The sequence below is a fragment of the Sphingomonas sp. OTU376 genome (assembly GCF_038440415.1).
Classification (GTDB): Bacteria; Pseudomonadota; Alphaproteobacteria; order Sphingomonadales; family Sphingomonadaceae; genus Sphingomonas; species Sphingomonas kyeonggiensis_A.
The window spans coordinates 84,164-109,753 of record NZ_JASATQ010000008.1; the positions used below are offsets into that span (position 1 = coordinate 84,164).

At 67.2% G+C, this 25,590-nt stretch carries 24 protein-coding genes; 15 read left to right on the forward strand and 9 right to left on the reverse strand.

The features are described 5' to 3' along the window. Positions 1-26: 26 nt before the first annotated feature. The 4 genes from AAHM44_RS05700 to AAHM44_RS05715 all read right to left on the reverse strand — a co-directional run bounded on the left by AAHM44_RS05700 (position 27) and on the right by AAHM44_RS05715 (position 7,081). Positions 27-1,310, reverse strand: coding sequence for an alginate lyase family protein (locus AAHM44_RS05700; protein ID WP_342249327.1), 1,284 nt, complete (start codon positions 1,308-1,310; stop codon positions 27-29). 19 nt (positions 1,311-1,329) lie between these two features. After that, positions 1,330-4,248, reverse strand: a complete 2,919-nt coding sequence (locus AAHM44_RS05705) for a TonB-dependent receptor (protein ID WP_269572670.1) — start codon at positions 4,246-4,248, stop codon at positions 1,330-1,332. Between the two features lie 114 nt (positions 4,249-4,362). Next, complete coding sequence (locus AAHM44_RS05710; protein ID WP_342249328.1) at positions 4,363-6,240, reverse strand: hypothetical protein; 1,878 nt, start codon at positions 6,238-6,240, stop codon at positions 4,363-4,365. Between the two features lie 70 nt (positions 6,241-6,310). Further along, positions 6,311-7,081 carry a FadR/GntR family transcriptional regulator gene (locus AAHM44_RS05715; RefSeq protein ID WP_184168972.1) on the reverse strand — a complete coding sequence of 257 codons (771 nt, stop codon included), beginning with the start codon at positions 7,079-7,081 and terminating at the stop codon, positions 6,311-6,313. An 87-nt stretch (positions 7,082-7,168) separates the two neighbouring features. On the opposite strand from AAHM44_RS05715, the gene manD reads away from it, so the two are divergent. Continuing rightward, complete coding sequence (gene manD / locus AAHM44_RS05720) at positions 7,169-8,380, forward strand: D-mannonate dehydratase ManD (RefSeq protein WP_269572672.1); 1,212 nt, start codon at positions 7,169-7,171, stop codon at positions 8,378-8,380. A gap of 237 nt (positions 8,381-8,617) precedes the next feature. Here manD and AAHM44_RS05725 read toward each other — a convergent pair whose 3' ends face one another. From AAHM44_RS05725 to AAHM44_RS05745, 5 genes are all read right to left on the reverse strand, one after another. Beyond that, complete coding sequence (locus tag AAHM44_RS05725; protein WP_342249329.1) at positions 8,618-9,349, reverse strand: hypothetical protein; 732 nt, start codon at positions 9,347-9,349, stop codon at positions 8,618-8,620. 141 nt (positions 9,350-9,490) lie between these two features. Continuing rightward, positions 9,491-9,865, reverse strand: a complete 375-nt coding sequence (locus AAHM44_RS05730; RefSeq protein ID WP_342249330.1) for a hypothetical protein — start codon at positions 9,863-9,865, stop codon at positions 9,491-9,493. Between the two features lie 122 nt (positions 9,866-9,987). Beyond that, complete coding sequence (locus AAHM44_RS05735; RefSeq protein ID WP_269572675.1) at positions 9,988-10,161, reverse strand: YegP family protein; 174 nt, start codon at positions 10,159-10,161, stop codon at positions 9,988-9,990. A 34-nt stretch (positions 10,162-10,195) separates the two neighbouring features. Next, positions 10,196-11,281, reverse strand: a complete 1,086-nt coding sequence (locus AAHM44_RS05740) for an NAD(P)/FAD-dependent oxidoreductase (protein ID WP_269572676.1) — start codon at positions 11,279-11,281, stop codon at positions 10,196-10,198. Continuing rightward, positions 11,281-12,225, reverse strand: a complete 945-nt coding sequence (locus AAHM44_RS05745) for an alpha/beta fold hydrolase (protein WP_269572677.1) — start codon at positions 12,223-12,225, stop codon at positions 11,281-11,283. Before AAHM44_RS05745 ends, AAHM44_RS05740 begins: the two co-directional genes overlap by 1 nt. Before the next feature lie 49 nt (positions 12,226-12,274). Here AAHM44_RS05745 and AAHM44_RS05750 point away from each other — a divergent pair, with 49 nt between their 5' ends. The 14 genes from AAHM44_RS05750 to AAHM44_RS05815 all read left to right on the forward strand — a co-directional run bounded on the left by AAHM44_RS05750 (position 12,275) and on the right by AAHM44_RS05815 (position 25,482). Continuing rightward, a complete protein-coding gene (locus tag AAHM44_RS05750; protein ID WP_184168977.1) occupies positions 12,275-12,748 on the forward strand; it encodes an A24 family peptidase in 474 nt (157 codons plus the stop codon). A 62-nt stretch (positions 12,749-12,810) separates the two neighbouring features. Then, on the forward strand, positions 12,811-13,842 hold the full coding sequence (cpaB, locus tag AAHM44_RS05755) for a Flp pilus assembly protein CpaB (protein ID WP_269572678.1): 1,032 nt from the start codon (positions 12,811-12,813) through the stop codon (positions 13,840-13,842). Position 13,843: 1 nt separating this feature from the next. Beyond that, positions 13,844-15,565, forward strand: a complete 1,722-nt coding sequence (locus tag AAHM44_RS05760; RefSeq protein ID WP_269572679.1) for a type II and III secretion system protein family protein — start codon at positions 13,844-13,846, stop codon at positions 15,563-15,565. 29 nt (positions 15,566-15,594) lie between these two features. Continuing rightward, entirely contained in the window at positions 15,595-16,221 is a 627-nt protein-coding gene (locus tag AAHM44_RS05765) for a CpaD family pilus assembly protein (RefSeq protein ID WP_311768512.1), read from the forward strand. Continuing rightward, positions 16,218-17,510 (forward strand): AAA family ATPase, encoded by a 1,293-nt coding sequence (locus AAHM44_RS05770; RefSeq protein WP_269572680.1) that lies wholly within the window; start codon positions 16,218-16,220, stop codon positions 17,508-17,510. The genes AAHM44_RS05765 and AAHM44_RS05770 overlap by 4 nt, the downstream gene beginning before the upstream one ends. 51 nt (positions 17,511-17,561) lie before the next feature. Continuing rightward, positions 17,562-18,542: a type II secretion system F family protein gene (locus AAHM44_RS05775; protein WP_269572681.1), complete on the forward strand. Its 981-nt coding sequence runs from the start codon at positions 17,562-17,564 to the stop codon at positions 18,540-18,542. A gap of 4 nt (positions 18,543-18,546) precedes the next feature. Beyond that, positions 18,547-19,554 (forward strand): type II secretion system F family protein, encoded by a 1,008-nt coding sequence (locus AAHM44_RS05780; protein ID WP_269572682.1) that lies wholly within the window; start codon positions 18,547-18,549, stop codon positions 19,552-19,554. A 67-nt stretch (positions 19,555-19,621) separates the two neighbouring features. Next, the gene (locus AAHM44_RS05785) at positions 19,622-20,194 is read left to right on the forward strand and encodes a hypothetical protein (protein WP_342249331.1); all 573 of its coding nucleotides are present in this window, start codon (positions 19,622-19,624) and stop codon (positions 20,192-20,194) included. 12 nt (positions 20,195-20,206) lie between these two features. Next, positions 20,207-20,716, forward strand: a complete 510-nt coding sequence (locus AAHM44_RS05790) for a hypothetical protein (protein WP_342249332.1) — start codon at positions 20,207-20,209, stop codon at positions 20,714-20,716. A 176-nt stretch (positions 20,717-20,892) separates the two neighbouring features. Next, positions 20,893-21,363: a hypothetical protein gene (locus AAHM44_RS05795; protein WP_342249333.1), complete on the forward strand. Its 471-nt coding sequence runs from the start codon at positions 20,893-20,895 to the stop codon at positions 21,361-21,363. 55 nt (positions 21,364-21,418) lie between these two features. After that, a complete protein-coding gene (kdgD, locus tag AAHM44_RS05800) occupies positions 21,419-22,357 on the forward strand; it encodes a 5-dehydro-4-deoxyglucarate dehydratase (protein ID WP_342249334.1) in 939 nt (312 codons plus the stop codon). Between the two features lie 32 nt (positions 22,358-22,389). After that, on the forward strand, positions 22,390-23,280 hold the full coding sequence (locus AAHM44_RS05805) for a LysR family transcriptional regulator (RefSeq protein WP_184171257.1): 891 nt from the start codon (positions 22,390-22,392) through the stop codon (positions 23,278-23,280). Further along, the gene (locus AAHM44_RS05810) at positions 23,277-24,827 is read left to right on the forward strand and encodes a carboxylesterase/lipase family protein (RefSeq protein WP_342249335.1); all 1,551 of its coding nucleotides are present in this window, start codon (positions 23,277-23,279) and stop codon (positions 24,825-24,827) included. Before AAHM44_RS05805 ends, AAHM44_RS05810 begins: the two co-directional genes overlap by 4 nt. A 97-nt stretch (positions 24,828-24,924) precedes the next feature. Then, a complete protein-coding gene (locus AAHM44_RS05815; protein ID WP_342249336.1) occupies positions 24,925-25,482 on the forward strand; it encodes a dihydrofolate reductase family protein in 558 nt (185 codons plus the stop codon). The last annotated feature ends 108 nt before the right edge of the window (positions 25,483-25,590 follow it).

Consider the following 25,590-nt stretch of genomic DNA (forward strand, 5'->3'; position numbering starts at 1 on the left):
CCCGGCTTTCGCCGGGGAACGGACGCCTAGCTATCTGCCTTAGGATTGGACTCGCTCACGCCCGAGCCGTTCCCGAAATAGCGCTTCAGCTCGGTCTCCGGCGCAAGCGGATAGCTGTCACCCCAGGCACCGCGCGCGCGGCGCAGCAGCTCGTCCAGCTCGCCGGGCAGCGGACGCAGCTCGGGCATCGGCCAGGTCTCGACCTTGCGGTAATAGGGCTTGAGATAGTCGGTGGCCCCGCGCAGGCCCTTGCCGCCGTCCTGGTAGTTCCACAGATCGACGCCGACGCACCTGGCCATATCCGCGACGTCATAGGCGGCAAGCAGCGCATAGATCGAATAATGGAGGCTGCGCGTACGGGTGAGCTCGAGCGGCAGCTTGCCCTCCGGCGTGAACTGCGGCGCGATGCGCTTCTTCGGGAAAGCCTCGGCCACCGCCCTGGTCATTTCCGGCCTGCGGGCGAACAGCGCGAATTGCGCGGTCTGCGCGTCGAACCACATGCCATGGTTGTTCTTGGCGGCATTCTCCGCCTTGCCGTTCCTGCTCGACTGCATCCAGTCGAGATAGTCGGAGAACCACTTCTCCAGACCCTTCTGCTCCTCGGCGGTGAGCTTGCCCGCCGGGCCGATCAGCCCGATGCCGTCGACGACCCGCTCGAGCCGCGAGGTGTCGAGCACGCCTTCCGCCCTGCCCTCCTCGCGCCCGGGAACGGCCTGGGCATAGTTCATGTTCGGGTTCATCCGCGTCGCGGGCGTCAGGAACCAGGTGCGCACCAGGCTGGCCGCGCGACCGGCGTAACGCGGGTTGTCGGAGAAATAATAGGCCAGGCTCAACGTCTCGACGTCCGAGCTCATCCCCTCCAGATCGCTGACGTCGAACTTGTCGGTGTTGCGGTCGGGATTGATCTCGCCGTCGCGGCGTATGTAAGGCAGCCCGGTCTTCGTGGCAGGATCGGGCCACCAATAGGGGCCGATGCTGAGATAGTCGTGGCGATCGCCCGAGGGCGGGATCGTCCTTTTGTCGGTCACCGTATAGAGCGGCCGCTTCATCGCCGCCTCGGCGCGGGCGATCAGCCGCTCATAGGCTGCCTTCACCGCCGGATCGGTGGCGATCGCGGCCTTGAGCCGCGCCATCACGTCCGGCGCCAAGAAAAAGGTCCTGCGTCCATCGAACGCCGCGGAATATCCTTCCGCGCCGTTGCAGACCGGCTGCTGCGTATTCTGGCCAGGGGAGGCGATCCCGGCATGGGAGGCAGCCTGCGGCGCGAACGCCGCAGCCAGGACTAGGAGAGGAATGGGACTGCGGCGCATGGGATATTCTCCTTCGCGCTCAGTAGCGGATCCGGAAGCCGAAATAATATTGCGGCCCGCTCTCGCTCACCTCGGCGATCGAATCGTAGCCGCCCTTGTAGAACACGTCCTTGGTGTTGGTGACGTTGAGCGCCTGCAGCTTGAGCTGGATGTTCTTCGTCACGTCATACTGGACCGAGAGGTTCAGATAGCCCGCGTCCTGCACCCCGCGGTTCGTGCCGCCATTCGGCTTGTAATAGTGCGAGCGGTAGCGATACATCGCGCGCAGCGAGAAGCCCTTGCGCTCCCAATAGACCGTGCCGTTGGCAACGTACTTGGACAGGCCGATCAGGTTCTCCGGATCGAGATAGGCGCCCAGCGCCGACGTGTCCGGATACTGGAAATTGGCCCAGGCGATGTTGAGCGATCCGTTGACGCCGAAGCCGCTCAGAATGCCGGGCAGCCAGGAGAAATTGTGGCTGCCGGTGAACTCGACGCCGTAGAGGTGACGCAGGTCCGGATCATTGGCCGGGGCGATCAGGTTGACGTTGTAGCTCTGCTGGGTCGGTGCGCCGGCATCCACTTGGGTAGTGACGGTGATCGTCGTCGGGAGACCCGCCGAACGCGAGATCACCGAGCCGCGCAGCCATTTGTAATAGCCGGCGACCGAGAAGAGCGTGTCGCGGCTCGGATAGAATTCCAGGCTGACGTCCGCATTCCAGGCGCGCATCGGCTTGAGGTTCGGATTGCCGCTGGTCGGATTGAAGGTCACGCTGGAGGCGCCGCCGGTGCCCGAGGTCGGGTTCAGGTTGATGCCCGCGCCGAAGCTCTCGATCGGCGAACGCGACAGGGCGCGATAGCCGGCGGTGCGCAGCTTGATCTTGTCCGACAGGTCGAAGCTGAGGTTCAGGCTGGGCAGCCAGTAGGAATATTCGCCCTTGAGCGTATCGGTCTGGATCGTGCCGGTGGGATCGGCGGCAACCGTGTAGCTGTCCGCGCCGGTATCGATCGTCACCTTGAACGGCAGGCGATAGCCGACCGAGGTGATGTTGGTCTTCACATAGCGCAGGCCGATATTGCCGCTGACCGGCAGCGCACCGAGATCGCCGCGGAAGCTGGCCATCACATAGGCCGCCTTGATCCGCTCGCGGATGTCGAGGTCGCTCGGGTCGCGGCTCTCGGCCGGCAGCGGCAGCGCGTCCGATCCGGTAAAGGCCTTGTACAGGCACTGGTTGTCGAACGTCGCCCAGCTGGTGAGGTTCGTGCTGGTGCTCGGGAAATAGTCCTTGGTCGGGAAGCCGCGGCGGCAATTGGCGTTCGCGCCGTTGATGATCTGCGCGACGGTCTGGCCGCCATAGGGCAGGATCGTGTTCACATCGTTGTTGCGGTTGTTGTCGAGCGTGCGGTGGTGCTCGGAATAGCGCCCGCCCGCCTTGATCGCGGTGAGGAAGCTGCCCTCGGCAAACTTGTATTCGCCATCGAAGCGGCCCGCCCAGATATTGTCCTTGCGATCGGTGACGAAGCGGTTGCGCGCATAGACCGCGGTCGCGGTGTTGGCGCCGAAGCTCGCCGGATTGTTGACGTCGAAATTGAGGAAAGTGACGCGCGGCACGTCCGGGCTGTCGGTATAGTCGAGCTCATAGCCGACGCGCGTGGTCGAGCGCATGCGGGTGGCCTTCTGCGTCTCGGTGCGGTGCGAGTCCGAGAAGCTGCCATCGGCGGTGAGGATGAAGTTGCCCGGCTTCCAGGTGACGGTCGCGCCGCCGCCCTTGTATTCCTCGTTGCGATTGCGCAGCTCGAGCTGGTTCTCGATGTTCGAGTTGCCGCTGTACTTGATCAGCGCGCCCTTGGTGTAGCCGTTGGTGCCGTCGCCGATCAGGATCGGCTTGATGCCGCGCAGCGCCTCGGCGATCGACAGGATGTTGCGATCCTCGGTCGATTCCCGCTTCGACCACTGCCCGTCGAGCGCGATGTCGAGATTGGGCGCGGGGCGCCACTGGAGCGCGCCGATCACCGCGTTGCGCAACTCGCGCGTATTCTGCTGGCGGAAGTTGCGCGACTGGGTGGCGTAATAGGTGGTGCCGACCGTCTCGCCGATGCCGGCGCGCGGCGCAGTGCCCACCTGGCAGTTCGAGTTTGCGCCCGCCGCATTGAGCTGGGCAGTGGTGCCAGTGACGAGCGTGCCGTTGAGCGCCGAGGTGTTGCACGGCACGAAGTTCGAGTTGCCGTTGTAATAGTCTTCCGGCGCCGCGACGTCCTGGCGCTGATAGCCGATCGCGATACCGAATTCGCCGATACCCGTGCTGAACTGCTTCACCAGGCTGGCATTGGCGCGGTAGCCAAGGCCGTCGCGGCCGATGATGTCGTCATCCTTGGGCAGATAGGATCCGCGGATCTCGGCCTGGAAGCGCGACTTGCCATAATCGAGCGGGCGCATCGACTTGAGCTCGATCACGCCGCCGATGCCGCCTTCGAGGAAGTCGGCGCGCTGCGTCTTGTAGACGATGACGCCGTTGACCAGCTCGGATGGGAATTGCTGGAAGGCGACCGAACGGTCCGCGCCGGCAGTGGAGACTTCGCGGCCGTTGAAGGTCGAGAAGCTCAGCGTCGGGCCGAGGCCGCGCACCGACAGTTCGTTGGCATTGCCCTTGAAGCGATCGGCCGAGACGCCGGTGATACGCTCGAGCGTGTCGCCTACGCTATTGTCCGGCAGCGCGCCGATCTCGTCGTTGACGATGCCGTCGAGCACCACATCGGCGTTGCGCTTCACGTCGATCGAGCTGCGTTGCTCGGCGCGGGCACCGGTGACGACGATGGCCTGGCTTTCCTCCTGGGGAGCCGCCGCGGCGGGATCGGCCGTCGTGTCCTGCGCATAGGCGGGCACCACGGCACAGGCCGATGCCAACAGCGCCAGGCGCAGTGCATTACGTCCGAAAGCGGAAAAACGGATCCCAGGCATACCAACTCCCCTGCATATATTTTTATCGCGCCCGTTTTCGGGTCGGGCTTCTTGGTAAGGCCAATTTGTCACCGGTGTCAACCCAATTGGCCAGTTCGAGATCTCCAGCTACCGTCAGCGGTAGCTGAGCGACCACCGCAAGGTGAGCGGCCCGGACAGGCGACGGGCGCCAAGGCGACAGCGGACGAGCGAAGCGAAGGCGCCGGTCGGCGCGCGATACTCCTTGCCCTCCGCCGGGCCGACCGTGCAACCCTGATAGCCGGTGGCGGAGAAGCCGGTGACCTCCCCTGCCCCGAACGCCACCGCGCCGGGCCCGGCGCTGCGCGCTTCGCCGGAGAAGCTGGCGAATTCCAGCGTAACGTCGGACAGCTCGACCGGCCCGGCCGCGCGATAGGTGTCCGTGCGGGTGATCCGGCCGGGCGTGAATTCGTAGCGGGTGGTGACGGTGATGCGCTTGTCGGCGACCGGGGCATTCTCGCCCATCCGGTCCATCGCATCCTGCCGCCAGCTGACGATCGTCCGACTGCCCTGCCGCTTCCAGCTGATCCCGCGGAACCAGGCCAGCGGCATCAACACGCTGCCGTCCGCCAGCGCGAAGCGCGGGGTAAGCTGCGGCAAGCTGGCGTCCGCGGATCCCTGCAGCATCCCGCCCGAGAAAGGGATCGGGAAATAGGGATTGTGCATATGCTGGTCTTCGGCACCGTTGATGATCGGCAGGCCGATGACATGCCCCTTGTCGCGCAGCGTGAGCAGCGCGCGGTCATGGTCGCCACGCGCGAACCAGGTGAAGCGCGCCGCCGGCAAGGTCCGGAGCCAGGCCGCATAGTCGGGCGAGGGCGCTGCGCCCTTGTAACCCAGGCCGTTCCACAGCGCGTTGGTATAGATATATTGGCGGGCGAGGCTGAGATTCTCGCCCAGGATCCGGTGCTTGCCGCGATAGCCATCGGTGCGGCGGCCATCGTCCCACAGGTTCACCGATCCCGTTGCCGGGCTCAGCCAGAAATCGGCATAGCGTGCGGCGATCCGGCTGGAGAGCGCATAGGCCATGTCGCGCTCCTTGGGCGTCAGCACGCCGAGCCTTGCCGCGGCGGTGAGCACCTCGAGGAAGGCAGTCTCGCCATAGGTGCCGATGCTGCGGCCATATTCCCAGCCTTCGCCGGTCAGGGTCGCACGGTGGAGCATCAGCTCGGCAGACTTGCGCAACCAGGCCTTTACCTGCGGCGTCGGCGACATCCCGGTCTCGATGAAGCGCTGGGCGATCTCGCCGATCAGCAACACCGAATAGCGATCGAAACGGCCATGCCCGTCGGTCTCGTCGGCGAAGCCATATTGGCCCGAATAGCTGCGATAATGCTCGATCATCCGCTGGAGCAGCGCCGTGGACGCCGCTTCGTCCTCCCAGCCGAGCAGGTAGCGCAGACGCGCGACGCTGAAGGCGACGCCGTAGTAGTTGTTGGGCAGGTCGTGGAGCAGGTCGAGCGACTTCGCATCTACGAAGCGCCGCCAGTCGAGCTTCTCGCGAAGCCGCGCCATCGTTTCGGGGCGCACCGCCTGATCGAGCAGACCGGCCTGCTTCAGGGCGTGAAGGGCCGAGATGTAATAGTAGATGCCCCAGGTATCGTTGGGGTCGTCGAGCGTCAGGTCGGCGATCGCGCGGTAGCCGGCGAGATATTCGGCCAGCTTTGGGTCGGTGCGCGGCGTGTCGAGCAGCAGATAGCTGAGGCCAGAAGCGATCTTGCCGGGGAGGAACTTGTCGCCGCTGTCGAACACCGGCACGCCATCGAGCCGCATGGCCCGCTTCTCGCGCAGCAGCTGGTGGAGCAGCGCGGCCAGCTGGGGCATCAGCCGCTGCTCGATCGTCGCGTCCATGGGCGGCGCCACCGCATAGACGGGGCCATGGGGCGAAGGCGCTGCGGGCTGGGCGATCGCCGCGGGGACGGCGAGCAACGCGAGACAGGCGGCGCCCAGCGGCGCACGCGACAGGTTCTTCAATTGGCCTCTCCTTTTGGTAAGGCCAATTTCAATCTTCAGGTAATCGGTGTCAAGCCACTCGCTTGCGGGATCAGGCCGAGCCGATCTTCAGGCGGCGCGCCACGCTGTCGCGGCGCGTCTCGATCTCGTTGCGTGCGCGCTGCATCGCCTCGAGCTCGGTAGCCTCGAGCAGGTCGTCGACCACGCCGCGCAGGTGCCGGCGCATCGCGTTGCGCGCCGCATGCGGGTCATGCGCCTTGAGCGCATCGAGGATCGGGCGATGCTCCTCGACTCGCGGCGTGATGCCGCCGCGCTTGGCGCGGGCGAACATGTTGGCGGCCAGCGGCGAGTTGACGCGCAGGTCCCAGAGATAGTCGACGACGCTGCGGATCGCGGCGTTTCCGGTGGCATTGGCGATGGCGAGGTGGAAGCGGTGATCGGCGTCCATCACCGAGGGCTCGTTCGAGTCGTCGGCCGCCATTTCCTCGATCAATTCCTCGAGCTCGGCGAGCTGCTCGTCGGTGATCGACACCGCGGCCAGGGCAACCGCCTCGCCTTCGAACAGGATGCGCGCCTCGGTCAGGTCGAAGGCGCCGACGTCGAAATTGAGCGAATCCGCCCGCTCGCCACTGCCATGCTCGCGCTTGGTGACATAGAGGCCGGAGCCATGCCGCGCCTCGATCCAGCCCTTCATCTCGAGCGCGATCATCGCTTCGCGGATGGTCGGACGGCTGACCTTGTATTCCTCGGCAAGGTCGCGCTCGCCCGGCAGGCGCGAACCCGGCGACCAGCGCCCGGCCTCGATCGCTTCGGTGATCGAAGCGGCTACCCGCTGGTAAAGCTTGTTGCCTGTGATCTTCATGCCGTCCTCATCCTTACACAACCTCGTAGGTTGACACGATAGGTCATACAAGTGGATATTGGCCTGACCACTTGAGAGGGTTTAAACTTGCCACGTATCACTGCCGCCCGCGTTATCGTGACGCGCCCCGGCCGCAACTTTGTAACGCTGAAGATCGAGACGGACGAGGGCGTTTATGGCCTCGGCGACGCGACGCTCAACGGCCGCGAACTGGCGGTGGCCAGCTACCTCAACGATCACGTCATTCCCTGCCTGATCGGCCGCGATGCGCACAGCATCGAGGATATCTGGCAGTATCTCTACAAGGGCGCCTATTGGCGCCGCGGCCCGGTGACGATGAGCGCGATCGCCGCCGTCGACATGGCGCTGTGGGACATCAAGGGCAAGCTGGCCAACATGCCGGTCTACCAGCTGCTCGGCGGGGCCGCCCGCGAAGGCTGCATGGTCTATGGCCATGCCAATGGCTCTGACATCAGCGAGACGATCGAACGCGCCCACGAATATCTGGAGCAGGGCTACAAGGCCGTCCGCCTCCAGTCGGGCGTGCCGGGCATGGCCACGACCTATGGCGTGTCGGGCGAGCGCTTCTACTACGAGCCGGCCAAGGGATCGCTGCCCGAGGAATCGCAGTGGAGCACGTCGAAATACATGCGCTTCGTGCCGGAGCTGTTCGACAAGGCACGCGAGTCGCTGGGCTGGGACATCCACCTGCTGCATGACGTGCATCACCGGCTGACCCCGATCGAGGCAGGCAGGCTGGGCAAGGACCTGGAGCCGTACCGGCTGTTCTGGCTGGAAGACGCCACGCCGGCCGAGAACCAGGCCGCTTTCCGGCTTATCCGCCAGCACACCACAACCCCGCTGGCGGTGGGCGAGATCTTCAATTCGATCTGGGACTGCAAGCAGCTGATCGAGGAACAGCTGATCGACTATATCCGCGCGACCGTGGTGCATGCCGGCGGCATCACCCATCTGCGCCGGGTGGCCGCACTGGCCGACCTCTACCAGGTGCGCACCGGCTGCCACGGCGCGACCGACCTGTCGCCGGTATGCATGGCGGCGGCGCTGCACTTCGGCCTGTCGGTGCCGAATTTCGGCATCCAGGAATATATGCGCCACTCGGAGGAGACCGACGCGGTGTTCCCGCATGCCTACAGCCTCAACAACGGGCTGATGCACCCGGGCGACAAGCCGGGGCTGGGCGTGGACATCGACGAGGTCCTGGCCGCCAAATACGAGTACAAGCGCGCCTATCTGCCGGTGAACCGGCTCGAGGACGGGACGATGTTCAACTGGTGAGATTCACGCCGGCGCTTGCCTACAGCGCGGGCGCCGGCGACTCGCGAAAGTACACGAAGTACAGGCCAAGAGCGCGTTTTCGCTGCGGCAATTTTGACCCTTTTGACGGAAACGCGATTCATCCCGCAACATTGTTGCGCGCGCGTGATCCTATTTCATCCGACAGGGCAAAGAGCGGCGGGCAACGAGCCCGACCGCGCCAGCCAAGCAGGCGAAATCCTACATTGCAAGGGAGGGCTAGGCGCGTTCCCGCTTCATCCAGCGCGCCTCGCCCGGGAAGGGAATGCGCGGCATGAGCCCCCAGGACTTTCCGTCGATCGCAATCGGCTGCCCCGGCGCCTTGCGCGCCAACAGGCGGTCCAGGGCGGGCAGATCCTGCACCGGCAGATAGAGGCTGTACTGGCCATCCTTCCAGTGGACGGTCCGCGGATCATTCAGGCCGGGCCAGCGCCGCGGCCATGCAAGCGGGGCGCCTTCCGGCACCGGATTATAGAGGCCGAGCACGACTTCGATCCGCTCGGGCATCCACGCCGTGGCGCCCGGAGGATCGAAATGCGCCAGCCGATCATAGGCTGCGACGACCAACGGCGGCAGCTTCTCGCGCACCCGCGCGATCGACGGGTCGCCATAGACCGAGAGGACCTGCGGCGACTCCGCGCCATACAGATACAGCGTGACATTGCTGCCGTCAGTCCAGCTTTCCACCTCATAGTGGCGGGCCAGCCCGGCCTGCACGGGGAGGTTCAGGTCCCGAACCAGCGCATCACGCTCCAACGGTTCGAGCCGGACCGTCCGAAAACCCTCGCCATGCCGATAGATCGCCGTGCCATCGGCATAGAGCGCGAAATCCGGGGTTTCGAGGCCCATGCTGAGCGACCAGACCGGCAGCGAGATCAGCACGACCAGCGGCTCGGCCGCTGCCGCACCGGCAAAGGCGGGCAACGGCATACAGGCAGCGATTCCTGCCATCAGCAACGTGCGGCGTGCAATTTCCATCGGATCCCCCGGGCCTGACGACAGCCACACTGCCCGCGCGACGGCGCCGGGGAAAGACACCGAATGATCCGTTTGGGGGATGCGGAGCGCGCGAAGCTCCACATGGGAAGGCGCCTAGCAGGCCGGCCCCGATTTCAGCGCGCTGTCGCCCCATGCGACCCGGTGGACCACCAGGGTCGGTTCGCGCGCATCGCGCTTGATCTCGAAGCGCTGCGGCGCGTTCCAGGCCACGCTGTGCAGATCGGCATCGCCGCTGCCGTCGAACAGAAAGCCCGGCGTGACCTGTATCTCGGCGCCCGCCCGCACCACCCGGAAGTCATGCACGGCACCGGGGACGAGCAAACGCCCATCGCTGCCCGCGAGTCGCATGACCGGTCTGGTGCCAAGATAATAACAGCCATCCGCCAGCCTGGGCGCTGGCCCGCATGCGGCGAGAACAGCTGTGGCGAGAAGCGCGGCCCAGAGGGCGCGAAGGGTGCGCAGCTTCATGGCCGTACCTCGCCCGCTGCGCCGGCCAGTTCCCCGGCGAACGCCGGGGCCCAGGGTCAGAAGAATTCCAGCGGAGAAACCCTGGGCCCCGGCCTGCGCCGGGGAACGGAAGTGGGAAGGGCTCAGCCCTCCTCGACCGGAGCGCCGGGGCCGTTCTTAAGGATCGACTCGATCGCGTTCTTCGCGCTCGCCTTGGTCGTGTAGCCTTCGGTCCAGAAGATCACTTCGCTGTTGTACTTGAACTTGGCGACATACTCGCCAGCCTTGTTCTGCTCGATCACGAACTTGTGTGCCATTCGCTTTCTCCCGGACTCAAACCGCTAACCTAAGTTAGCCGCCGAAACGTGCAGGCGAATAGGTGGCCGGGTCAATAGCCGCCACCGCGGGATCGGGCGAGGTGCCGAGCAGCAGCGCCGCGGCGAGCTGCGCGGCGGCGGGCGCCGTCTGGATGCCGAAGCCGCCCTGCCCCGCGCACCAGAAGAAGCCCGGCGCGTCGCCCGCAAAGCCATAGACCGGCAGGCGATCGGGCGCGAAGCTGCGCAGGCCCGCCCATTTGTGCTCGAGCTTCTCGATCCGCCAGTCGACGACATGCTCGAACCGGTCGATCGCCAGCGCGACGTCCAGATCCTCGGGCTGGGCGTCGCAGGGTGGGGTCTCGATTTCGTCATGCGGGCTTAGCCAGAGCCGGCCGCCCGCCTCGGGCTTCCAGTAGAAGCTGCCGCCGATATGCGCGACCATCGGGCTGAGCGGCGCCGGCGCGGGATCGGTCTTCAACTGCATGATCGTGCGGCGATAGGGCGTGATGCCGAGCGGAGTGACACCGGCCATCTCGGCCACCGGATCGGCCCAGGCGCCGGCGGCATTGACCAGCATATCGGCTTCGAACGCGCCTGCGCGCGTCTCGAGCAGCCAGCGGCCGGCTTCGCGACGGGCGGAGAGCAGGCCGGCATCGGTATGGAGCGCCGCCCCTGCCCGCTTGGCCGTGGCGAGCATGTCGCCGTGGAGCGCGCCGACATCGATATATTCGCAGCTCGGCTCTAGCACCCCGAGCGTCCATTCGGGGCGCAGCCCCGGGATCAGCGCCTGGGGATCGACGGCGCGCAGCTCGACTCCGGTGCCCTCGAACTCGGCGAGGAACGCGTCGATCGCGCACGCCTCGTCGGCGCGGCCGATATGGACCGAGCCCATCGGCTCGAGATAGCCGCCGTCACGCAAGGGCCCACCCGAGGCGGTGGTCAGCGGCTGGATCGCCGGACCACCATAGCTTTCGGACCAGAAGGCCGCCGAGCGGCCGGTCGAGTGATAGCCGGCACGGTCCTCCGCCTCGAGCAGCAGCACGCGCGCATGCGGCGCGATCTCGGCCGCGAGGCTGGCCCCGGCGATGCCGGCGCCGATGATCGCAACGTCATAGGCCATCAGCGACGCTGGGCGCGGGCGGCGAGGAAGAGGTCGATCTCGCCGATCGCGCGATTGCGGACCTTGTCGCCCTCGCGCAGGATCTCGTGCGCGCTTTCCTTGCCGAAACTGACGATGCGGGCATCGGGCAGCCTGGGAACGATCCTGAGCGCGGCCTTTGCGTCGACCAGCCCATCGGCCTTGGCGACCAGCGCCAGCACGGGGACCGGCATCTTCCTGAGCTTCGGATTGCCGGCAAGCTCGCGCATCGACTTGAACGCCTGGATCAGCCAGCGCCAGCTCGGCGGGCCGGTGACGATCTCGGGATTGTGCTGCTGCCAGAAGATCTCGTCCGAATAGCGATCGCGATCATGGGTGAGCAGGTTGGCCCGGGTTTCGGTGGTATAGGGTTTTTCGTTGCTCTTCCAGGCCGGGCGGGTGGGATCGCCGACTCCGCCCAGGATGCGCGCGGCACGCTCGGCAAAGGGGCCCAGCGCGCTCTTCACGCCGAGCATCGGCGCGACGATCACCGCCGCATCGGGGCGGATCGCGCCTTCGACCAGCCCGCGCAGGATCAGATGGCCGCCCATCGAATGGCCCATCACGACATGCGGTCCCGGAGTCGCGGCTTCCCATTCGGCATAGAAGGCGCGCAGATCGGCGATGAAGCTGTCGAAGCTGTCGATGTCGCCGCAATTGGCGCGCGAGGTGAGCCGGCCCGAGCCGCCCTGGCCGCGCCAGTCGAACGAGGTGATCGTCCAGCCCTGTTCGTGCCAGTGGTGGAACGCCTCCAGATACTTCTCGAAGATGTCGCCGCGGCCGCCCTGGAACAGGATCGAGCCGCGCGGCGTGGCGGTGTCGGCGGGCCAGGCAAAGGCGCGCAGGTGCCAGCCATCGGGCGCGGTCCAGTGGTGGACCTTGGCCCCGGCGGGGAGGGTACGGCGAATATCCGGATTTTCACGCATATCGCTTGGTTACGTTTTGATAAGCCGTCCCGTCTAGGACTTTGCTCCTATGGGGGAGTGGTTCGTCACCTTGCTGCTTGTTGCGCTCGCGCTGCTGCTCGTCTCGGCGGGCATCCAGGACGCGCGCACCCGTGAGATCGCCAACTGGAAGAATGCGGCCATCGCGCTGATGGCGCCGCTCTGGTGGTGGGCGAACGGGCTGGCCCTGTGGCCGGACATGGCATTGCAGCTGGGCATCGCCACGCTGGTCTTCGGCTTCTTCCTGGGCGCCTTCGCGCTGGGGCAGATGGGCGGCGGCGACGTGAAGATGATCGGCGCGCTCGCACTATGGCTGCCGATGCAGCCGCTGGTGTGGATGCTGGTGCTGATGTCGCTGATCGGCGGCGGGCTCACCCTGGTGATGGTGATCGAGAAGAAACTGCGGCCGGCCCGGGGGGGACCTGTGGAAATTCCTTATGGCGTGGCCATCGCAATCGCAGCGCTGCTCGTTCTTCGCGAACCGATTTTTAACCAGTTCGGGTGAATACTTAACGCTGGCGCAACCACAACGCCGACGTTTTTTTGAGAAGGCTTGGGAATAGCGAAATGGATGCACGCAAGCTGATCCTGCTCGTCGGTGCGCTGGTCGTGGCCGCAATCACCGCATTCATGGCGCGCAGCCTGATGAGCGGCGCACCCGCGCCCCAGGCCGGGGCCGTGCCTGCCGCGGTGCAGCCGCAGAACACCACCGAGGTGCTCGTCGCCAAGCGCGAGCTGCCCGTGGGCACCATCCTCGACGCCCAGTCGCTCGAATTCCGCCCCTGGCCCAAGGAGCTGGTCGAGGGCGCCTATTACGTGAAGAGCGAATCGGATCCGGCCAAGCTGGTCGGCACCGTGGTTCGCTTCCCGATTCCCGCCGGTCAGCCGGTGACCCAGGGCGCGCTGGTGAAGCCCGGCGACCGCGGCTTCCTCGCCGCCGCGCTCGGCGCCGGCATGCGCGCGGTCACCGTGCCCGTCTCGACCCAGAGCGCCGTTGCCGGCTTCGTCTTCCCGGGCGACCGGATCGACCTGGTGCTGACCCAGTCGGTGTCGGGCGGTGGCGATGGCCCGCCGCTCAAGGCTTCGGAGACGATCCTGCGCAACCTGCGCGTGCTCGCCACCGACCAGAAGACCGACAAGCAGACCGACGACAAGGGCAACACCATCGTCAACACCTTCTCGACCGTGACGGTCGAGGCGACTCCGAAGATCGCCGAGAAGATCGCGGTCGCGCAGACCATCGGCACGCTCTCGCTGTCGCTGCGCTCGATCGCCGACAACCAGGGCGAGCTCGAGGAAGCGATCGCCGCCGGCGACGTCGAAGTGCCGACCGATCCGAAGAAGGAAAAGGAAATGATCGCCAAGGTGGCGACGCGTCCCCAGGAGGGCGCGACCACCTTCGCGACCGGCGCCGACGTGTCGCGCTTCCAGCGCAGCACCGTTCCGGCCAAGCCGCGCGACGCCGCCCCGATGGGCGGGGCGCCTGCCGGCGTGGCGCCGGGCCAAGGCTATCCGGGTGCGGTCGCTCCGCGCGGCCCGGTCGTCACCATCGTTCGCGGCAATGCCGAGACCGCCGTTGCTCTGGGGGGCAAGAACTAAGATGACCAGCAAGCTTCTTCTGAAGCGCTCGCTTGCCGCGATCGTGTCGACCGCGATGGTCGGCGCGCCGGCGACCGGCTTCGCCCAATCGGCAAAGGCCAAGCGCCCGCACCAGACCCGCCCGAGCCAGTCGCGCGCCAATGTCGGCGTCGCCAGCCTGCCGGCCGGCACCCAGCGCCCGACCAGCGAGATCCTGCTGTCGATCGGCGAGGGCCAGCTGATCACGCTGCCGGGCAATGTGGCGAATGTCTGGACGTCGAACCCCGGCGTGGCGGACGTCTATGTCAACAATCCGCGCCAGATCCACCTGTTCGGCAAGGACTTCGGTGAAGCGACCGTGTTCGCCACCAGCGCCTCGGGCGCGGTGGTGTTCTCGACCACCGTCCGCGTCGCGCAGAACCTCACTTCGATCGACCGGATGATCAAGGTCGCGATGCCGGATGCCGACATCCAGGTGACCACGGTCGGCCAGATCGCGGTGCTGAACGGCACGGTGAAGTCCCCGCAGGACAGCGAGCAGGCCCAGCGCCTGGTCACCAGCCTGCTCAACCCGGGCGTCAACGGCAGCGATCCGAACGCCCAGGTGAAGATCGCGGTGATCAACCGGCTGAAGACCGCCACGCCGCTGCAGGTGCAGCTGCAGGTGAAGTTCGCCGAGGTGAGCCGCAGCTTCGTCAAGAATATCGGCGTGAACTTCACGACCAAGGACTCGACCGGCGGCTTCCAGTTCGGCCTGGCCCAGGGCCGCAGCCCGGGTTCGTTCACCGCCGCCGACCTGGCCAAATATCCGGTCGCGACGATGACGCAGAACGGCGTCAGCATCACCGGCGCCTATGATCCCTCGACCGGCCAGTTCCTCAACCCGCGCGCGAGCGGCCTGGCCGACATCACCCGCGGCTCGGACAACGCCACCATGGGCCTGGCCGGCAAGCTGTTCGGCCTGGACGTGCTCTCGGCGATCGATATCGGCGAGACGATCGGCCAGGTGACCACGCTGGCCAATCCGAACCTGACCGCGCGATCGGGCGAGACCGCCAACTTCCTGGCCGGCGGCGAGATTCCGATCCCCGTGGCGCAGGGCCTGGGCACCACCACCGTCGAGTACAAGCAGTACGGCATCAGCCTGGCGTTCACGCCGACGGTGCTGAGCGACGGCCGCATCTCGCTTCGGGTCCGCCCCGAAGTGTCGCAGCTGACTTCGGCCGGCGCGGTGCAGCTCAACGGCGTCACCATCCCCGCGCTCAGCACGCGCCGCAGCGAGACCACGGTCGAGCTCGGTTCGGGCGAAAGCATGGTGATCGGCGGCCTGCTGCAGAACAGCCACAACAACACCGTCACCAAGACGCCCGGCCTGGGCGACGTGCCGGTGCTCGGCGCGCTGTTCCGCTCCAACGGCTTCCAGCGCAACGAGACCGAGCTGGTGATCGTGATCACCCCGTATCTGGTGAAGCCGGTCAACGCGAACCAGATCGTGCTGCCGACCGACGGCTATCGCGCGCCGAACGACCTGGAGCGCGTGCTCCTGGGTTCGCTCTCGGGCAAGGACAAGACCAACGATCGTCCGAAGCCGAGCATGGCGCCGGCCGACGGCCAGCCCGCGGTGGGCGCCTTTTCGCCCGCACCGACCAACCAGCCCGTCGCGCCCGTCCAGGTCGCGCCGGCTCCCACCAACAACCGCAAGCAGAAGAAGGGTGGCTCCGCGGCCCCCGGCTTCGGCTTCTGATCCCGATGCGACTGACGAGGAGATCGCCCGTGCTTCCGCGCTTCACTCCCCTGCTCGTCCCGGCGCTGCTGCTCGCAGGCTGCGGCACCTATAATGGCGGCGTCGAATCGGTGCATCAGCCGGTCGTTCAGCGTAACGACTATGTGCTCGACCTGCAGACCACCGGCTATGGCCTTGCCGCCGGCGAGAGCCAGCGCCTGGCCGGCTGGATGTCGGCGATGAACCTGCGCTACGGCGACCGCGTGGCGATCGACGACGGCGCCGCCGGCACCACCGGCCGCCAGGAAATCGCCGCCGAGGCGGGCCGCTACGGCCTGATCCTCGCCGATCGCGCCCCGGTGACCGCCGGCCAGATCGCGCCGGGCACGATCCGCGTGGTCGTCACCCGGATGACCGCTGCGGTGCCGGGCTGCCCCGACAATTCGCGTCCCGCCGAATACACGTTCGAGGCGAGCACCAGCTCCAACTATGGCTGCTCCACCAATGCCAACCTCGCCGCGATGATCGCCGATCCGGCCGATCTCGTCCGCGGCGCGCCCGGCTCGCCCACCGGCGACCCGGCGACCAGCGCCAAGGCGATCGGTGCCTTCCGTACGGCAGCGCCCTCGGGCGCCGGCGGCGCCACGCTGAACTCTGGTGGGAGCACGCCGAAGTGAACGCGCCCTTCAATCCCGCCCGCACCGGGCATCGCGATCCGTTCGTTGCCTTCGTCTGCGACGAGGCGACGGCGGAGATCCTGCGTCCGATCGCCGTCGAGCTCGGCTGGTCGCCGGAAAAGGTCAACAAGGGCGGCCTGCGCAACGCGGTCCAGACCCTGTCGGTCTCGGCCAGCCCGAACATCCTGTTCGTCGACCTGTCCGAGAGCGGCGATCCGCTGAACGACATCAACGCGCTCGCCGAAGTCTGCGAACCGGGCACGGTCGTGATCGCATCGGGCCAGGTCAATGACGTGCGCCTGTATCGCGACCTCGTCGCCAGCGGCATCCACGACTATCTGCTCAAGCCGCTGAACCCGGATGCGCTGCGCGATGCCTTCGCCCAGGCGCAGACCGCGCTCAACGCGCCAAAGGCCGCCGAGACCGGCGCCGAGCGCGCGCACTGCGCGGTCGCGGTGATCGGTACCCGCGGCGGTGCCGGCGCTTCGACGATCGCGACTTCGCTCGCCTGGCTGATGGGCGAGAAGCAGGGCCGCACCACGGCGCTGCTCGACCTGGATGTGCATTTCGGCACCGGCGCGCTCGCGCTCGACCTGGAGCCCGGCCGCGGCCTGACCGACGCGATCGAGAATCCGAGCCGCATCGACGGCCTGTTCATCGAGCGCGCGATGGTGCGCGCGTCGGACCGGCTCGCGGTGCTCAGCGCCGAGGCGCCGATCCACTCGCCGATCATGACCGACGGCGCGGCCTTCTATCAGCTGCAGGAAGAGATCCGCACCGCCTTCGAGTGCACCGTGGTCGACCTGCCGCGCTCGATGCTGGTCAACCATCCGCACCTGATCACCGATGTGCAGGTGGCCGTGCTGGTGACCGAGCTGACGCTCGCCGCCGCGCGTGACGCGATCCGCATCCTCAGCTGGTTCAAGTCGAACGCGCCGCAGACCCAGGTCATCGTGGTCGCGAACAAAATCCAGCAGGCGGGCGTTCTGGAGATCAGCCGCAAGGACTTCGAAGGCTCGATCGAGCGCAAGATCGACTTCCTGCTGCCGTTCGACGCCAAGCTGGCATCGCAATCGGCCAAGCTGGGCAAGCCGCTTGCCGAGGTGGGCCGGAGCAACAAGGGCGTGGCACCGCTGGGTGACCTTGCCCAGCGCATCGTCGGCATCGCCGATTCGGGCACCGATGACGGCGGCGCCAAGGCGAAGGCCAAGGGCGGAAAGCCGGCCAAGGGCGGCGGTTCGCTGCTCGAGAAGTTCAAGGTGAAGATGCCGGTCAAGGCAAGGAAGTAACCTTTGCGCAGCCAGGCTGCGCGGGGATCACACAGGCGGAGTTAGCGCGGCGTGGACATGCTGCCGGTATTGATGCTCGCTGGAGGCACCTTCCTGGTGCTCGTGCTGATGGTGTTCGCCTTTTCGGGCCCATCCGCCGAGCGTGCAGGCGCGCGCCGCGTGAAGACGATGCGCGAGCGCCACGTGGTGAGCGCCGTCGGCGCCAACGCGATGGAAGCGCAGATGCGCCGGGTGGCCGCCGCCCGCGCGACCAAGATGGACGCGACCGCCGCCCGCTTCCTGCCCAATCCGGCCCTGCTCCAGAAGCGCCTGAACATGACGGGCAAGCCATGGACGCTTGGCCAGTATATGATGGTCAGCGCCGGCCTCACGCTGGTGCCCACCGGCCTGATCCTGCTCCAGGGCCTGCCGATCCTGCTGGCGCTGGGCGTCGGCCTATTCCTGGGCGTCGGCCTGCCGCACTTCGTGGTCGGCTTCTTCATCAAGCGCCGCGTCGCCAAGTTCACCTCCAAGTTTCCCGACGCGATCGAGCTGCTCGTGCGCGGCCTGCGCTCGGGCCTGCCGATCACCGAGACGATGGGTGTGGTCGGGCAGGAAGTCGAAGGCCCGGTGGGCGAGGAATTCCGCGCGGTCAGCGACAAGATGAAGATCGGCAAGTCGCTCGACACCGCGCTTCAGGAAACCGCGGACCGGCTCGGCACGCCCGAATTCCAGTTCTTCACCATCACCATCCAGATCCAGCGCGAGACCGGCGGCAACCTGGCCGAGACGCTGGCCAACCTGGCCGACGTGCTGCGCAAGCGCGCCCAGATGAAGCTGAAGATCAAGGCGATGTCCTCGGAATCCAAGGCGTCGGCACTGATCGTGGGCGCCCTGCCCTTCATCGTGTTCACGCTCGTGTGGTTCATCAACAACAACTACATGGCCAATTTCTTCAAGGACGAGCGGCTGATGATGATCGGCGGCGGCGGCCTGATCTGGATGGGGCTCGGTGCCTTCATCATGGCCAAGATGGTCAACTTCGAGATCTGATGCGATGAACGGCGCACCTCCTTCCGGCCCCACGATCATGGGCATCGACATCATCTGGGTGGCATCGATCCTGTCGGCCGTCGCCGCCTTCGCGGTGCTGCTGGCGATCTACGCCGCCACCACGGTGCGCGACCCGATGGCGAAGCGCGTCAAGTCGCTCAACGAACGCCGCGAGCAGCTCAAGGCGGGCATCACCGCCTCCACCTCGAAGCGCCGCGCCAAGCTGGTCCAGAAGAGCGAGACCACCGACCGGATCCGCTCGCTGCTCTCCTCGATGAAGGTGCTGCAGGACAGCCAGGTCAAGCAGGCGCAGACCAAGCTGCTCCAGGCCGGCATCCGCCGCAAGGAATTCGCGGTCGCGGTGATCTTCGGCCGCCTGGTCCTGCCGATCGTGATCGGCGGGCCGATGCTCTATTTCGTCTACGGCACCGAGATGTTCTCGGACTGGAGCCCGATGAAGGCCTATGGTCTGGTCGCCGGCAGCTTCATTCTCGCCTACAAGTTCCCCGACATCTACCTGAAGAACAAGATCACCAAGCGCAGTGCCGCGATCCGCAAGGGCCTGCCCGACGCGCTCGACCTGCTGGTGATCTGTGCCGAAGCGGGACTCACCGTCGATGCCGCCTTCGCGCGCGTCTCCAAGGAACTGGGCAAGGCCTATCCCGAGCTGGGCGAGGAATTCCAGCTGACCGCGATCGAGCTGGGCTTCCTCACCGATCGCCGTCAGGCCTTCGAGAATCTCGCCGAGCGCATCGACCTCGATTCGATCCGCGGCGTGGTCACCACGATGATTCAGACCGAGAAATACGGCACCCCGCTCGCCTCGGCGCTGCGTGTGCTCTCGGCCGAATTCCGCAACGAGCGCATGATGCGCGCCGAGGAAAAGGCCGCCCGCCTGCCCGCGATCATGACCGTGCCGCTGATCCTGTTCATCCTGCCGGTGCTGTTCATCGTGATCCTTGGCCCGGCGGCCTGCTCGATCAACGACGCGCTGATCTCCAAGGGTCCTTAACCAATTTCGGTAGCGCGACCTGCCCGGGCGAGATAGCCTCCCGCCCGACTAAGGGGAGGTCGACTCGATGCATGATTTGCCGTTCCAGACGATCACGCAGCTCGCCGGGCTGGGTCTGACGCTGATCGCCGGCTGGTTCCTGGGGCTCGCCAGCCACAGCGGCAGCCGCAAGTGGCGCCAGCGCCTCGAGGAAGAAGAGATCGACAACGCGGGCTATCGCGACCGCGCCGAGAGCGACCTGCGCGACTCCGCCCGCCGCATCCGCGACCTGGAAGCCGAGAATGCGAAGCTGCGCGCAGCTGCACCGGCACCGGTGGCCGAGCCCGTCGCCGCCGCTGCGCCCGAACCCGCACCCCAGCCCGAAGGCCATTCGACCGCAACCGTGGCTGCAGCCGCGGTCGCCGGGGCCGTTGCGGGCGCCGCGGTCACCCATGCGGTGGAATCGCACGACGCTGCCGCACCAGCCGAAGCGGCTCCCGCCGAGCCGCCCCGCGCTCCGGAACCCGCCGCGCACGCCGAACCCGTGCATGTCGAGGAAGCGCCGGCTGCCGTTGCCCCCGCCGAGCCGGTGGCGCATGACGAGCCCCCGCATGCGGAGCCGGCAGCAGCCGAGCCCGCACACCCAGAGCACGCCCACTAGGATCGCCCGATAATGCCGCTTCCGTTCGAAACCGCGACGCAGTTTGCGGCGCTGGGACTGACTCTGGTCGCCGGCTGGTTCCTGGGGCTGGCCAGCCGTTCGGGCGGGGCGAAGTGGCGCGAGCGCTATCAGGACGAGGAACTCGAGCACGCGCGCACCCGCGACGAGGCCGAGGAACGCATCCGCGCGCTCCAGGCCGAAGTGAAGGCGCTGCGTGGCCAGGTCCCTGCCCCCCCGGTTGCGGCCGACGACAAGCCGGGTGCTGCCTGGCGTGGCTGGTTCGGCTGGGGCCGCGACAATCTGGTGCGGATCAAGGGCATCGACGACGCCCAGGCGAAGCGGCTCAACGAGCTGGGCATCAAGACCTATCGCGAGATCGAGAAGATGGCGCCCGCCGACGAGGCGGCGCTGGAGCAGCGGCTTGAGCTGCCCGCCGGCACGATCGCCGAACAGGGCTGGCGCGAACAGGCCGCGCTGCTCGCCGCCGGCAACGAGCACGCGCATGCGGAGAAATTCGGCTGATCGCCGCGACTTTATTCGCCAAACATAGGTACTGAACGGTTTTTTTACGATGCCGATCCGCCCGGCATCGGCTATAGGCGTGTGCGGGATCGCTCTTTCGTCGCCGGCATCGATCGCCCGAATCGGACCGGCTTGGCGCGCACCAGCCCAGTGCCTCTGTCTTTCGGAGAAGAGCCGTGAAGTTGCAGCACGTCCTCGTAGCGATTCCCCTTCTTGGCGTGGCGGCGCCGGCCCTGGGCCAGGTTACCGTCCGCCCGCAACTCCAGGTAACCGCCCAGGACCTTCGCCAGGTCTCGCCCCTCGAACTGCGCCAACGCTTTCCGGCGCAGGACCAGCCGGTCAGCCGCCCCTACAAGCTGCGCCCCGCAAGCTCGGGCAGCTGGCTCCCCAAGGGCGGCATCAAGATCAACCAGGAAGCACTCGCCGTCGCGCAGATCGCCCAGAAGGTGAAGACCCAGTTCGCCGGCAAGGCGGTCGGCTGGTCGGTGACGGTGATGGGGGCCGCCCCCCCGCCCCCCCCCCCCCCCCCCCGCGGGGGGCGCCGCCCCCCCCCCCCCCCCCCCCCCCGCACCTGCATGTGGATCAAGCCAAGTCTTGCATCGATCCATCGCGGCTTTGGTTTGGACGCGAAGGGGATCACCCAATAGCTAACGATCGAACCCGACCCCCGTCGATGCGACGGGCGGCGATTAGGAGAAGATCGTGACGACCTGGAGCCCGGTTGAAATGGCGCGCAGCCTTGGCGGCGGCCTGTTGTCCTTTCCGGTCACGCATTTCGATGCCGATGGCGCCTTCGTCGAGGATGCGTATCGCGCGCATTGCGCCTGGATGCTCGAGCATGAGCTGACCGGCCTGTTCGCCGCCGGCGGCACCGGCGAGTTCTTCTCGCTGACCCCGGCCGAAGTCATCACCGTCGTGGCGGCTGCCGTGGCCGAGGCCAATGGCAAGCTGCCGGTGATCTCGGGCTGCGGCTATGGCACCGCCATCGCCACCGAGATCGCGCAGGGCGCGGAAAAGGCCGGCGCCGACGGCCTGTTGCTGCTGCCGCCCTATCTGGTCGGCTCGAGCCAGGAAGGCCTGGCCGCGCATGTCGAGAAGGTGTGCCGCTCCACCGGGCTCGGCGTGATCGTCTACAATCGCGACAATGCGGTGGTGAACGACGAGACGCTGGCCCGCCTGTGCGAGCGCAATCCCAACCTGGTCGGCTTCAAGGACGGCGTGGGCGACATCGAGCTGATGACCCGCATCTTCGCGCGGATGGGCGACCGGCTCACCTATATCGGCGGGCTGCCTACGGCCGAGACCTTCGCCACGCCGTACCTCACCATGGGCGTCACCACCTATTCCTCGGCGATCTTCAACTTCATGCCGGAATGGGCGCTCGACTTCTATCGCGCCGTCCGCGCCGGCAACCAGGCCGAGGTGATGGCCCAGCTCAAGGCGTTCGTGCTGCCCTATATCGCGCTGCGTAACCGTGGACGCGGCTATGCGGTGTCGATCGTCAAGGCGGGCATGCGCGTCGTCGGGCGCGATGCGGGCCCGGTGCGCACCCCGCTGACCGACCTCACCGCCGCCGAGCATGACGAGCTGCGCGCGCTGGTCGAGGGTGTCTCCGCCAAGTCGGTCGCGCACGCCGCGTGACAGGGAGAAGCCAACTGCGATAGGCTGGGTCCATGTTCGAGCTAAGCCAGCTCCGCTGCTTCGTCGCCGCGGCCGAGGAACTCCATTTCGGCCGCGCGGCGCAGCGGTTGAACATGACCCAGTCGCCGCTCAGCCGGCAGATCCAGCTGCTCGAGCGCATCCTCGGCGTCACCCTGCTCGAGCGGACCAGCCGCCAGGTGAGCCTGACCCCGGCGGGGCAGGTGTTCCTGATCGAGGCGCGGCGCATCGTCCGGCTTGCCGAAAGCGCTTCGCTCTCCGCCCGGCGCGTGGCGCAGGGCGATGCCGGCAAGGTGGCGATCGGCTTCACCGCCGTCTCGGGCTATGGCCTTGTGCCGCACATCGTCGCCAATGCCCGGGCGAGCCTGCCCAATATCGATCTCGACCTGCACGAGATGGTCAGCGGCGACCAGGTCGACGCGCTGCTTACCGGGCTGATCGACATCGGCTTTGTCCGCCCGCCGATCGACCGGCACGAGTTCGAGACGCTGTGCGTGCTGCACGAGCCGCTGGTGGTGGCGCTGCCGCCGGGCGATCCGCGCCAGTCGCGGCCGAGCTTCGAGCTGTCCGACTTCGATGACGAGCCGCTGATCATGTATGCCCGCCAGGGCGCGGGCTATTTCCACAACATGCTGGTGCGGCTGTTCGACGATGCCGGCGTCTCGCCGCTCTATGTGCAGCACGTCACCCAGATCCATTCGATGCTCGGGCTGGTCCATGCCGGGCTGGCGGCGGCCTTGGTGCCGCAATCGGCATCGGGGCTGCACCTGATGGATGTCCAGTTCCGCGCGCTGCGCACCGATCCGGAGAACCCGGTCGAGCTCCACATGGCCTGGCGCCGCGACAACGCCAATCCCGCGCTCGAGCCGATGCGCCGGCTCTGCGCCCAGACGGCGGGCGCGTGATAGACCGGCGCGGCGTGGTGCTGGGCGGTGCGTTGCTGCTGCCCGCCGGCGCGGCGCTGGGCAGAGCCAAGGGCGATCCGGTTGCCACTACCCGCTATGGCCGGGTCCGGGGGCTGAGCGAGCGAGGCGTGCTGGTGTTCAAGGGCGTCCGCTACGGCGCCGATACCAGCACCCGCCGCTTCCGGCGGGCTCTGCCTCCGGTGGCGTGGAAGGGCGTGGCCGATGCCACGCGCTACGGCCCGGCCGCGCCGCAGACCAGGGCGGAAGAGCCAACCAGTGAGGACTGCCTGTTCCTCAATATCTGGACGCCCGCGCTCGGTGCCGGGAAGCGCCCGGTTATGGTCTACCTCCATGGCGGCGCGCATGCGCACGGATCGGGATCGGACCCGCTCTATGATGGCAGCCATCTCGTCCGCCGCGGCGATGTGGTTGTGGTCACGCTCAACCACCGGCTGGCGGCATTGGGCTATGCCTATCTCGCCCAGCTCGGCGGACCGGCGGAATCGGGCAATGTCGGCAATCTCGACATCGTGCTCGCGCTGCAATGGGTGCGCGACAATATCGCGGGCTTCGGCGGCGATCCGTCGCGCGTCATGATCTTCGGCCAGTCGGGCGGGGGCGCCAAGGTGGTGACGCTGATGGCGATGCCCGAGGCGCGGCCGCTCTTCCACCGCGCCGCGACGATGAGCGGCCAGCACGTCACCGCCGCCGGCCCGATGCACGCGACCGCGCGGGCCAGGGCCTGGATGGCGAAGGCCGGTGCTCCCGACGTCGGTGCGCTGGCGACGCTGCCGGTCGAAAAGCTGGTCGGGGCGATGGGCATGACCGATCCGCTGGAGGGGAAGGGCGAGATCAGCTTCACCTCCACGCTCGATCACGGCGTGCTGCCGCGCCATCCCTTCGTGCCCGATGCCCCGCGCGAGGCGGCGCATATTCCGCTGATCGTCGGTAACACGCATGACGAGACCGGCTTCTGGCTGGGCGAAGTGCTGAAGCGTGGCGATACCAGCTGGGATAATCTGACCGAGCGCGTCGCGGCGCAGATCACCAAGGACGTCGCGCCCGATTGGGTGGTGCAGCGTTACCGCGAGATCTACCCGGAGAAGACGCCCGGCCAGATCCTGCTGGCGGCAAGCACGGCGGGGCGTTCCTGGCCCGGCCATCTGATCCAGGCCGAGGAGCGCGCGAAGATCGGCGCGCCGACCTGGATGTACCAGCTCGACTTCCCGTCGCCCGAGGCGGGCGGGGTGCTCGGCGCCTTCCATACGCTCGATATCCCGCTGGTGTTCGACAATACCGGCGCCAGGGGCGCGCGCACCGGCGACGGGCCCGAGGCGCGGCGGCTGGCGGGGCGGATGGCGGACGTCTTCATCGCCTTTGCCCGCACCGGCGATCCGAACTGTGCTGGCATCCCGGCCTGGCCGCAATTCGAGCTGGAAAAGCGGCCGACGATGGTTTTCGATGTGGATACGCGCGTGGTGGACGATCCGCGTCGCGAGGAGCGGCTGCTCTGGTCGGTCGCGCCTTATATCAAGCCGGGCGGTTAGGCTGGCTGTTCCCCGGCGAAAACCGGGGTCCGGGGTTTCTCCATCGTCTCGCTTGTGGCCCTGGGCCCCGGCTTTCGCCGGGGAACCGGAAGTGTGTATGGATACCCTTCCGAAGGAGATCGCCATGGCCAGGCTCGTCTATGCCCTGAACCAGTCGCTCGACGGCTATGTCGATCACATGGCGTTCGCGCCCGACGAGATCGTCTTCCGGCACTTCATCGAGGATGTGCGGAGCCTGACCGGCAGCATCTATGGCCGCCGCATGTATGAAATCATGCGCTACTGGGACGACGAGCATCCCGAATGGGACGCGGCCCGGCGCGACTATGCCGAGGCGTGGCGGGCGATGCCGAAATGGGTGGCGTCGCGCTCGCTGGAATCGGTCGGGCCCAATGCCATGCTGCTTGGAGATGACCTTGCGGCGGCGGTGCGGGAATTGAAGGCGGGGCGGGACGGGGTGATCGAAGTCTCGGGCACGATCCTGGCGCAGAGCCTGACCGAGCTGGGGCTGATCGACGAGTATCGCATCTATCTGCACCCGGTCGTGCTGGGCGGCGGCAAGCCCTATTTCGCGGGGCCACGGCCGAGGCTGCGGCTGGTGGCGGACGAGCGGATCGGTCCGGATGTGATCCGGCTGACCTATGTGCTGGCGTAGCTGGGGCCGTCATTCCACTTTCGGTTCCCCGGGGGGGGGGGGGGGGGGGGGGGGGGGGGGGGGGGGGGGGGGGGGGGGGCGGGCGCGGGGGGGGGGGGGGGGGGGGGG